Source organism: Streptomyces sp. MBT65, from assembly GCF_016612545.1.
Classification (GTDB): domain Bacteria; phylum Actinomycetota; class Actinomycetes; order Streptomycetales; family Streptomycetaceae; genus Streptomyces.
Genome location: NZ_JAENRY010000287.1, coordinates 1 through 10,574, shown reverse-complemented (window position 1 = coordinate 10,574; position 10,574 = coordinate 1). Strand labels below are relative to the sequence as shown.

At 71.9% G+C, this 10,574-nt stretch carries 9 protein-coding genes; 1 reads left to right on the top strand and 8 read right to left on the bottom strand.

What is annotated here, in order from left to right; translation table 11 throughout:
- Positions 1–334 precede the first annotated feature (334 nt).
- The 4 genes from JHN63_RS40990 to JHN63_RS40975 form a co-directional block, all read right to left on the bottom strand.
- On the bottom strand, positions 335–1,888 hold the full coding sequence (locus JHN63_RS40990) for a carboxylesterase/lipase family protein (RefSeq protein ID WP_234478452.1): 1,554 nt from the start codon (positions 1,886–1,888) through the stop codon (positions 335–337).
- A 115-nt stretch (positions 1,889–2,003) separates the two neighbouring features.
- A complete protein-coding gene (locus tag JHN63_RS40985; protein ID WP_200690205.1) occupies positions 2,004–3,485 on the bottom strand; it encodes an MFS transporter in 1,482 nt (493 codons plus the stop codon).
- Positions 3,486–3,591: 106 nt separating this feature from the next.
- Positions 3,592–4,803, bottom strand: coding sequence for a sensor histidine kinase (locus JHN63_RS40980; protein WP_200690204.1), 1,212 nt, complete (start codon positions 4,801–4,803; stop codon positions 3,592–3,594).
- Positions 4,804–4,884: 81 nt separating this feature from the next.
- Entirely contained in the window at positions 4,885–5,922 is a 1,038-nt protein-coding gene (locus tag JHN63_RS40975) for a zinc-binding dehydrogenase (protein WP_200690203.1), read from the bottom strand.
- Between the two features lie 252 nt (positions 5,923–6,174).
- Here JHN63_RS40975 and JHN63_RS40970 point away from each other — a divergent pair, with 252 nt between their 5' ends.
- A complete protein-coding gene (locus JHN63_RS40970; RefSeq protein ID WP_200690202.1) occupies positions 6,175–6,678 on the top strand; it encodes a MarR family winged helix-turn-helix transcriptional regulator in 504 nt (167 codons plus the stop codon).
- A gap of 4 nt (positions 6,679–6,682) precedes the next feature.
- On the opposite strand, the gene JHN63_RS40965 is transcribed toward JHN63_RS40970, so the two are convergent.
- The 4 genes from JHN63_RS40965 to JHN63_RS40950 are packed head-to-tail and all read right to left on the bottom strand — an operon-like array spanning position 6,683 to position 10,482.
- Positions 6,683–7,375, bottom strand: coding sequence for a response regulator transcription factor (locus JHN63_RS40965; RefSeq protein WP_200690201.1), 693 nt, complete (start codon positions 7,373–7,375; stop codon positions 6,683–6,685).
- Positions 7,376–7,413: 38 nt separating this feature from the next.
- Positions 7,414–9,411 (bottom strand): ABC transporter permease, encoded by a 1,998-nt coding sequence (locus JHN63_RS40960; RefSeq protein ID WP_200690200.1) that lies wholly within the window; start codon positions 9,409–9,411, stop codon positions 7,414–7,416.
- 16 nt (positions 9,412–9,427) lie between these two features.
- Positions 9,428–10,111: an ABC transporter ATP-binding protein gene (locus tag JHN63_RS40955; RefSeq protein WP_200690199.1), complete on the bottom strand. Its 684-nt coding sequence runs from the start codon at positions 10,109–10,111 to the stop codon at positions 9,428–9,430.
- Positions 10,108–10,482, bottom strand: a complete 375-nt coding sequence (locus tag JHN63_RS40950; RefSeq protein WP_200690198.1) for a DUF4333 domain-containing protein — start codon at positions 10,480–10,482, stop codon at positions 10,108–10,110. Before JHN63_RS40950 ends, JHN63_RS40955 begins: the two co-directional genes overlap by 4 nt.
- Between the last annotated feature and the right edge of the window lie 92 nt (positions 10,483–10,574).

Below are 10,574 nucleotides of genomic sequence, written 5' to 3'. Positions count from 1 at the left end.
CGGCTGGAGCGGATGGTGGGTGGGAAGGGCGAGGAATCGGGAGGGTGACGGCTCGGGAGGCTGAGGACTCGGGCGGGTGAGGTGCGGGGGAGAGCGGTGTACCGGCACGAGGGGTGGGGCGTGCGTCGCGCGCCGAGTGGCAGGAGGGGGCGTGCGCCAGGCGGCGGGAGGGTGATCGCCCCAAACCCGATCCCGGTGAAGGAGCCGGTGGGCAGCGCCGTGCGAGTTCCGCGCCGCCCGACAAAGCTGCCCGAGAAGGCCGCCCGGCAAAGCCGATCGAGAAGGCTGATCGACAAAGCCGCCCGAGAAGTCCGATCGAGAAGGCCGCCTGCTCCTACTCGACCAACGTCAGCGCGGCGAAGGCATACCCCTCCCACAGCCGCCGCGAGGCCTCCTCCGGGTACGCCGTGACGAAGGGCTCCACGTCGAGCACCTGCACCGACCGGCGCCCGGCGTCGTACGCGGGCCAGCCCGGGTCACCCGTCCGGGCGAACGCCGTCCAGGACGCGCGGAAACGGGACGACAGTGCCAGCGCCTCGGGGGAGGGCTCGACGTCGGCGAACAGCAGATTGCCGAGGTCCGCGGTGAACGTGCCGAACAGCAGCGGGATGTCGAGACCGTGGCAGGCGCCCAGCACGCCGCCCAACCCCGGTGCGGGCCACGTGAGTTCGTAGACGTGCGCGCGTCCGCCGACGGCGACCTGCGCCTCGGCCAGGTGGAGGCTGGGCATGCGGAACACCCGGTCGGACTGGACGAGTTCGTGCAGCTCGCCCGCTGAGGCGTCCGGGAAAGCGCCGCGATAGGCCTGTTCGGCGTCGGGGCCCGGCCCGAACCGGCGCAGCGCGGTCGCCGCGTCCTCCTCGGTGGTCTTCCCGAACTGCCCGTCGAGCACGGTGAACAGCCGGAACTCGTCCCGGTTGTGACCGACGATCAGCTCCACGTCCCGGGCCGCGCCCGCCGCGACGCCCTGCCAGGGCGTGGTGGGCAGCACCTCGCCGTCGACGACGGGCGCGAAGGGGGTGACCATGTGGGCGAGTTCACCCCACCGGTCCTCGTACTGGTGCATCTTGGCGGTGAACGACTCGCCCGCCGACGGCAGTTGACGCGGGTCGACGGTCGCGAGGTCGGCGGCCGTGGGGCGCAGCCCCGCCTCGGCGGCGATCGCGGCCGCGATGTCCTTCGCCAACTCGTCGGAGAAGAAGGGTCCCGGCACGCTCTGCGCGATCGCCCGCCGGAACAGTCCGGCGGCGCTCGGCATCACCAGCAGCGAGGCCACCGACCCGGCACCGGCCGACTCGCCGAAGACGGTGACCTGTTCGGGGTCGCCGCCGAACGCGGCGATGTTCTCCCGTACCCACTCCAGCGCGGCGACCTGGTCGAGCAGTCCGCGGTTGGCGGGGGCGCCGTCGATCCGGGCGAACCCCTCGATGCCGACACGGTAGTTGAAGGTCACGACCACGAGGTCGCCGTCCCGCGCGATGTGCTGGGCGTCGTAGCCGGGGCTGCCCGCGTGTCCCAACTTGTAGGCACCGCCGTAGATCCACACCATGACCGGCCGGCGGGCCGCCGGATCGGGTGCGGGGGTCCACACGTTGACGGTCAGCCAGTCGTCGCCCGTCGGGCCCTGCAACACACCCGTGCGGCCCTGGAATCCGGACTCCTGCGGGGGCGGCGGACCGAAGTCGTGGGCCTCGCGTACGCCGTCCCAGCCGCGCACGGGTCGCGGTGCCTGGAACCGGGCCTCCCCGACGGGCGGTTCGGCGAACGGGATGCCGCGGAAGACCGCCAGCCCGTCCTCGAGTCGTCCGCGCACCGCACCGGCGCCGTGGCGCACCACGGGTGCGCTGGCCGAACCGGCCGCTGTGTCAAGGGAGTCGGGTTCCGTCATCGTGGGCTCCTCGGTGCGGTCCGGGGGAAACATGGGGTGCGCGGTATGCCGAGGGCGGTCGCCGTCCCGCAGTGCGTGGGACGGCGACCGCCGTGTGCTCGATGGCCAGAATGCCTTACGCCTTGGCCTCGGCGACCTCGGAGGCCGGGGTCGGCTCCTCGTCGGCCGGTGCCTCGACCGCCTTGCGGGCCTTGGGAATCAGGCTCGCCAGGAAGAAGGCCAGCAGTGCGGCTCCGGCGCCGATCGCCATGACCACCTTGAAGCCGTTCTCGGAGGGGAGGGCTGCGCCGCCGAAGTCGGTGGTCATCTGGGCGAGGATCACACCGGCGATGGCGCTGGCGAAGCTGGTGCCCAGGGACCGCATCAGGGTGTTGAGGCTGTTCGCCGCGCCGGTCTGGGAGGGGTCGACCGCGCCCATGATCAGGGCGGGCAGGGCGCCGTAGGTGAAGCCGACACCGGCGCCGATGATGCAGGACACCAGGATCAGGTGCCAGACCTCGGACATCAGCAGGATGTTCAGCGCGTAGCCGGAGGCCACGATCAGCGCGCCGATCATCAGGGTGACCTTCGGGCCCTTGGCCTTGGTGACGCGGGCGGACACGGCGGACATGGCCATCATGACGAGGCCCTGCGGGGCGAGGACCAGGCCGACCATCAGCATCGACTTGCCCAGGCCGTAACCGGTCTGCGTGGGCAGTTGCAGGAGCTGGGGGAGGACCAGGGACATCGCGAACATCGAGAAGCCGAGGGCGATCGAGGCCAGGTTGGTGAAGAGCACCTGCGGCTTGGCGGTCGTCCGCAGGTCGACCAGCGGCTGCGGGCTGCGCAGTTCGTACCAGCCCCAGGAGAGCAGGATCGCGACGGCGGCGACGCCGAGGATCAGGGTGGTCGCGCTGGTCCAGCCCCAGTCGGAACCCTTGGAGATCGCGAGCAGCAGGGAGATCAGCCCGGCGGAGAGTCCGAGCGAGCCGACCAGGTCGAAGCGGCCGCCGGTGCGGACCTTGGACTCGGGCACGATCAGCAGGACCAGCAGGAAGGCGACGGCGCCGAGGACGGCGGAGACCCAGAAGAGGAGGTGCCAGTTGTAGTGGTCGGCGATGAAGGCGGCTGAGGGCAGCCCCAGGGCGCCGCCGACACCGAGCGAGGCGCTCATCAGGGCGGTGGAGCCGGCCAGCCGGTCGCTGGGCAGGACGTCACGCATGATGCTGATGCCGAGCGGGACGACCGCGGCGGCCAGGCCCTGGAGCGCGCGGCCGATGACCATCGGGACCAGCGAGTCGGCCAGGGCGCAGACGATCGAGCCGGACACCAGCAGGACGATGCTGGTCAGCAGCATCCGGCGCTTGCCGAACATGTCGCCGAGACGGCCGACGACCGGGGTGGCCACGGCGGCGGCCAGCAGGGTGGCGGTGACCGCCCACGCCGTGTTCGACGCGGAGGCGTTCAGGTACTTCGGCAGCTCCGGGATGATCGGGATGACCAGGGTCTGCATGAGCGAGACGACGATCCCGGCGAGGGCCAGCACCGCGACGACGGCGTTCGACCTCGGCGGAGCGGAGGAACCCGCTTCGGCGGGTCGGGCAAGGGCGTCGGACATGGCAGTGCCTCCATCGGGAGCGGGGGGTGACGAGCAGGGACGAGCTGGAACAGCCGCCGGAGAACCGGCTTGCTTGACTTACTCAACCATAATGAGATTGATTGAGTTAAGCAAGTGCATTCTGGTTATGGGTCCGTGCGGCGGAGAGCAGTGGCAGTTCGGTGACGACCTCGAAGCCGCCCTCGGGCCGGTGACCTGCGCGAAGCCGTCCACCGGCGGACAGCGCGCGCTCGCGCATGCCGATCACGCCGTACCCGCTGCCGGACGCGGGGGAGGCGGGCGGGGTCGTACCGCCGTGGTCGGTGACGGTGATGCCCAGCCGGTCGTGCGAGTAGCTCAGCCGCACCTCCGCCGAGCCGGTGCCCGCGTGCTTGGTCACGTTGGTGAGCGCCTCCTGCACGATCCGGTACGCCGTGAGGTCGGCGCCGGCGGACAACGGCTGTGGCCGGCCTTCGGTGCTGACGGTGACGGACAGCCCGGCGGGCTCGAACGAGGCGGCCAGCTCCGCGAGTTGGGCCAGTCCTGGGGCGGGCCCCGCGGGCGTCTCCGAGTCGTCGGCGTGGCGCAACAGGCCGACGGTGGCCTTGAGTTCGCGTACGGCCGACAGCGTGGTGCCCGCGAGTTCGGCGGCGATCCGCTCCGCCTCCTCGGGACGGCTGCGCATCAGCCGTACGACCGTACCGGCCTGGAGATTGGCCAGGACGAGGTGATGGGCGACGACGTCGTGGAGGTCGCGGGCGATCCGCATGCGTTCCTCGGTGACGCGGTGCCGTGCCTCCTTCTCCCGGGTCTGTTCCGCGTGTTCGGCGCGGGCGCGGACCGCCTCCAGATAGGCCGCGCGCAGCCGGGTCGTGGTGCCGAGGGAGGTCGGCAGCAGCAGCCAGAAGGCCGGGCCGAGCAGCTTCAGGACCAGCGGTTCGGTGTCGGGTCCCACGACCAGGCCCGTGCCGACCAGCAGGGCGATGCCGCAGACGGTGAAGAGGTTCGCGGTGGTCCGGTCGGAGAGCCGGGCCAGGGTGTAGAGCGCGAGCATCAGCGGTCCGATCACCAGGACCGTGAGGAGGTAGCCGAGCGCGGCCACGGTCATGGCACCGCAGAGGGTGACGACCACGGTGGTGCGCGGCAGGGTGCGCCGCCACAGCAGGGCGAGGGAGGAGACGCCCGTGACCAACACGCCCGGCCACCAGGGGACTTCGAGGTCGCGGCCCGGGAGCGTCAGCATGCTGCCCGGGAACGAGCAGACGAGGAGCGCGGCGGCGACGAGCAGATCGACAGTACGGGGATGGCAGCGCAGCAGCCGCTGCAGGCTGTGGATCATGACGTGGGGGGTTCCTGTCCGAGACGGCCGACCGGCCACCTGTTCCCGCCGCCGACGACGGGAACAGGCACGCGGTCGCGGCTACTCGTCGAAGGTGACGACGATCTTCTCCGCCGCGCCCGGCGTCAGTGCGAGCTCGAAGGCCCGCTCGACCTCGCCGTAGGGCACCCGGTGACTGATCAACTTGGCGAAGCGCTCGTGGTGTTCGACGATCTCCTGGGTGACCTCGAAGATCTCGGTGGGGTAGCCCTGCGAGGCGATCAGCGTCAGCTCGCTGCGCAGCATCCCGCCGAGATCGATGTCGGCGCCCTTCTTCTGTACGGCGACCATCACCAGCTTGGCGCCCCACTTCGCGGAGTCGACCGTGGTGTTGACGACCGCGGCGACGCCGGCGGCGTCGATGTAGATGTCGGTGCCGGGGCGGGGCTGGCCCAGCGCGTTGGCGGCCTGGCCGTGCAGTTCGGTGAGCCGGGCGGTGACGTCCTCCTCGGCGGAGTTGATCACGGCGTCCGCGCCGACGGCGAGCGCCGTCTCCAGGCGCGAGGCGATGACGTCCGCGACGACGACGTGCTCGACCCCGCGCAGCTTCAGCCAGATGGCCGCACCCAGACCGATGGGCCCGGCACCGAAGATGACGACCTTGTCACCGGGCTTCGCCTCCGAACGGTTGACGGCGTGCCGGGCCACGGCCATCGGCTCGTTGAGCGCGGCGACGTCGAACGGGACGGTGTCGGGGAAGACGGTGACGCTCTTGCCGATCTCGCAGTCCTCCAGCAGGAGGTAGTCGCTCATGGCGCCGTGCCTGCCGCCGCAGCCGATGATCCCGGAGGGCGCGCCCTGCGGGTTGACGACCACCCGGTCCCCGGTCTTCAGGCCCTCGACCTCCGCGCCGACCTCGATGATCTCGCCGGCCGGCTCATGGCCGAGGGGGACCGGGACCATGGCGCCGCCCGCTCCGAAGGGGCCGCCGCCGATGTGTAGGAAGAAGGTGTCGGTGCCGCAGATCCCGCAGGCACGGATCTTCATGAGGGCGTCCTTCGGTCCGGGCACCGGACGCTCGACGTCCACCACGTCGATCTTGTCGACGGCGCCGGTCTGGACGGACTTCATCGTGGCCATGAGGGAGCTCGCTTTCCATGTGCGTGAGGGGTGTCACCGGCCCCGGCGGCGGACGGGGGGAGTGCTCCGACCGCCGGGACCGGTGACGGCGCCATACTCCGTCCCCACGGCGTACGGCGCGATGGGGACACCTCCGCTTCGGTGACCCCAGCTCTTGACTTGCTTGAGTTAGGCAACCATAAATGCGTTACTTAAGTCAAGCAATCGTTTCGACCTTGCTTAACTCAGGCAAGTAGCTGTTACGGTGGACGCATGTCCACATCGCCACCCGTGACCGCGCCCGTTCCGGAGGACGTAGCCGAGATCGAGCGGGTCCTCACCCGTATCGCCTACCTGGCCGGGCGGGCCCGGCAGCACGAGCGTCTGATGGCGCTGGCCGGGCTGCCGCTGGACCGGGCCGCCGTGGCGATCCTCCGGTACATCGCCGAGAGCGAGCCGCTGCGCCCCGGCGTCCTGGCGGTCCGGATGTCGGTCGAGGCCTCTCATGTCACGCGCCAGCTACGGCAGTTGGAGCAGCTCGGCCATGTGGTCCGGATCCCGGACCCCGACGACGGCCGCGCCCAGCGCGTCCAGCTCACCGACAGCGGCCTGGCCGCCGTCCACCGCATCCGCGAGGCGAGCCGCCGCGGCATCGAGATGGCACTGATCCACTGGTCCTCCGAGGACCTACGGCATCTCGCTGCCCTCTTCCACCGCCTGGTCGACGACTTCGTCACCCACGCGGAGGCGGCCGTGGACGTCGAGCCCTCCGCCTGACGGCTCAGGAACCCGGCCGCACCTGACCGTGCTGCCAGGCCCAGGCCGCGATCTCGACCCGGTTCCGCGCGCCGAGTTTCAGCTGGACGCTGGAGAGATGCGTCTTCACCGTGGACAGCGAGACGTACAGCTCGGCGGCGATCTCGGCGTTGGTGCGTCCGAGGGCGACCAGCCGGACGACCTCCGCCTCGCGGTCGGTGAGCGGCTCGCGGAGCGCCGGGGCGGACGGGGCCGGCTTGGGCGTCTCGGCTGTCGCGGCGGTGAGGTGCTTGAGCAGGCGGACGGTGACCGAGGGGGAGACCAGCGAGTCACCGGCCGCCGCCGCCCGGACCGCCTCCGCCAGCAGGATCGGCCCCGAGTCCTTCAGCAGGAACCCGCACGCGCCGCCGCGCAGCGCGCCGTACACGTACTCGTCCAGGTCGAAGGTCGTCACCACGACCACCCGCAGCGGATCGACCACATCCGGCCCCGCCAGCAACCGCGTCGCCGCCAGACCGTCCAGCTTCGGCATCCGGATGTCCAGCAGACAGACATCGGGCCGCTCGCGCCGGGCCAGTTCCACGGCCTCCTCGCCGTCGACGGCCTCGGCGACCACGGTGATGTCGGGCTGCGCGTCCAGGAAGAACCGGAAACCGGTACGGACCATCTCCTGGTCGTCGGCGATCAGCACGCGGATGGGCGGGGCGGGGACGGTCATGGGTCGATCATGCCTCAGGGGGAAGGGGACGGCCGGTGTCAGTCCGTCGCCCGGGACGGGTCCGCGGTGACCGCGCGCAGCAGCGGGCGGCTCGCGCCGATCGCGGTGAACAGGGCGAGGGCACCGAGGCTTACGCAGACGGCCAGTTGTACGGCGCCGGAGGTGCTGATCGTGCTGCCGGCCGCCTTGTCGACCTGGACGGCGGCGTACAGGCCCGTCGCGGTGGTGCCGCCGGCCAGGACCAGCAGGGGGAGGACCGTCTCGCGGACCCTGGCCCGGTCCAGCACCTTCAGCGGGGTGCCGGACAGCCGGAGCAGACCGTACGTACGACGCCGGTCCAGGACGTTCGCGGCGGCGGTCAGCCCCGCCGAGGCCGTGGCCACGAGGAAGCTCAACGCCAGGGTGGCGGTGCCGAGTTGGGCCAGGCGGTCGGTGACGGCGGTGTCCTGTGCCTGCGCGTAGGCGCCGGTGTACGGGAGCCGTCCCGCTCCGAGCGGCCGAAGCGCGGTGACGGCCGTGTCGACGGCGGCCGGTCCGCCGGAGACACGCACGACCAGGCCGTCGCTGCCACCGAGGAGGAAGTCGTCGTCGGCGGTGCCGACGGTCGCCTCGACGCCCGCCGCGCGCAGCAGCGTGCGGGCCTCGCCGACCGCGTGCCGGGCGGCGGTGGCATTGGCGGTGGGCACGGCGACCTGGCCCCGCTGGTCGAAGCCGACGATGCCGAGCTGCCCGACGGTGAAGAACCCGGCGACGAACCCGGCCAGCACCAGACCGCTCACCGTCCGCCATGCCCCGCGCGGATCGTCGCTCAGCCGACGTGCGGCCAGCAGGGTCGCCGGGCGGCGGGCGAAGCGGCCCGCGATCCGGCCCAGCCGGTCCACGACCCACGGCCCGAACATCCAGAAGGCGCCGTAGAACAGCACCATCAGCGCGACCAGCGTCCCCGGCTTCAGCGTGCCGCCGTCCGTGCTCACCCGGATGTAGACCAGCACCGCCACGAACAGGACGAGCCGGATCAGCCGGGTGCGGCGCGGGTCGGACTGCTGGGCGACCCCGAGCGGCGCGGACGCCACCCGGCGCAGCATCGACATCGCGCTCACCGCGATCAGCGCGGCCACTCCCACCACGAACGCCGCCATCCAGGGCAGCCCCACCCACAACTGCCCTGTGTACCAACTGCCGATTCCGTACGGGATCCTGGCGAGCGCGGGCAGCAGCGCGCCGTAGGCAAGCGCACCCGTCAGGGCACCGGCCGCACCCACCGCCACCGCCTCCACGCCGGTCATCGCGAGGATCTGCCGGGGAGTCGCACCGGCGAGCCGCAGCGCGGCCAGCCGCTGTTCCCGGCGGGCCGCACCGAGCCGTCCGGCCGCCGAGGCCAGCACGATCACGGGGACGACCAGGAGACCCACGCCGAGCAGGACCGCCGACTGGTCGTCGACGGTGAACACACTGCGCCGCGTACCGGAGAACCCGGAGACCACCGCGCGCTCGGTCAGCCCCTGGTCGTAAATGCCGTACCGTCCGGCCGACTTGGAGACGGCGGGGTCCGTGGGCGCGCGGCCGACGACGGCGACGAGCTCGTCGGGCGAGGCGAGTCCGGCGGCGCCGATCGTGCCGTAGGACGTCGACTCCGGGAAGCGGGCGGCCAGTTGGGAGGAGGGGAGGTCGTGGAGGAGCCTCGCGAGGGCGGGGGAGACGTACAACTCGCCCTGCTTCGGGAAGGTGCTGAGGCCGGGTGGGGCGGGTGTCGGTCTGTGGCCGGGGAGTTGGGCGAGGGAGACGACCGTGATCGGTTCGTCGCGGACATAGGTCGTGGTGAGGGCCTGGATCGCGGTGCCGTGGCGGTCCGCCTCGGGGGTGCGCCAGGCGGTGCGGTCGGCGCGGGCGCCCGCGCCGAACCAGGCGGCGAGCAGGGTGAGGAGGACGAGGGAGCCGACCGCCGCCGCTGCGGCGGCGAGGAGTTGGCTCTGCCAGCCGCGGCGGCCGGACGATTTCGCGAGGTGCCAGGTCAGGGGCAGGACGGGGGAACGCATCGAGGGCTCCGGAGGCTCAACTGGCGGTGAACTGGCTGTAGTTGGTGATCCGGCCGTCGCGGACCTGGAGGATCCGGTCGCAGTGGGCGGCCACATCGGCGTCGTGCGTGACCATCACCAGGGCGGCACCCTGCTCGCGGGTCACCGACGTGAGGAGACGTACGACCTCTGTGCTGGTCACCTGGTCCAGGGCGCCGGTCGGCTCGTCGGCGAAGACCACGTCCGGCGCCACCGCCAACGCGCGGGCGATGGCGACCCGTTGGGCCTGCCCGCCGGACAACTGCCCCGGGCGGCGCCGCTCCAGGCCGTCCAGACCGAGCGGTGCGAACCAGCGCCGGGCGCGCTCCACCGCCTGTGCACGGGGCAACCCCTCCAGCATCAGCGGGAGGGCGACGTTCTCCTCGGCGGGCAGTTCGGGGAGCAACTGGCCGGACTGGAAGACGAATCCGAAGCGTTTGCGGCGGAGCGCGCTGAGCCGGTTCTCGCCCAGGTCGTCGATCCGCTCGCCGCGCAGGAGCACCTCGCCGCCGTCGGGGCGGATGATCCCGGCGAGCGTGTGCAGGAGGGTGGACTTGCCGGAGCCCGACGGGCCCATGATCGCGAGCGAGTCGCGGGCACCGACCGCCACGTCCACGCCCGCCAGGGCCGTGGTGGAGCCATACGTCTTGGTGAGGCCGACACCGGCCAGGACGCTGCTCATGAGCGGTCGAACTTCCACGTCACGGAGTCGGCCGAGGCCTTGACCACGCGGACCGGGATGTCGACGGTCGTACCGTCGCTCTTGCGTCCCGTGCAGGTGACGGTCGCGCCGGCGACGGCCTTCAGCCCCGTGGGGCAGGTGACACCGGAGACCTTGTCGCCGACCCAGGGCAGCGGGTGGTACCTGCTCTGCGCGCGGCCCGCGACGATGTCCGCCGACAGCGCCTTGTGGCCGTCCACCGTCACCGTGCTGTGCGCGTCGAGTTCGGTGGTGGACTGCGTGCCGGAGAGCAGATGGGTGCCGAGCGCCCCGAGGGCGACCGCGGCCGCCGCGCCGCCGATCACCCCGATGACGAACCTGGTGGACTGCATCACGTACTCCTGAAGGGTCGGAGAGGAGGAAGTGGTCCCACTCTCGCCAGCCCGGACCCGCGCCCGCCTCGGCCGAACGGCCAGGGTTCGCG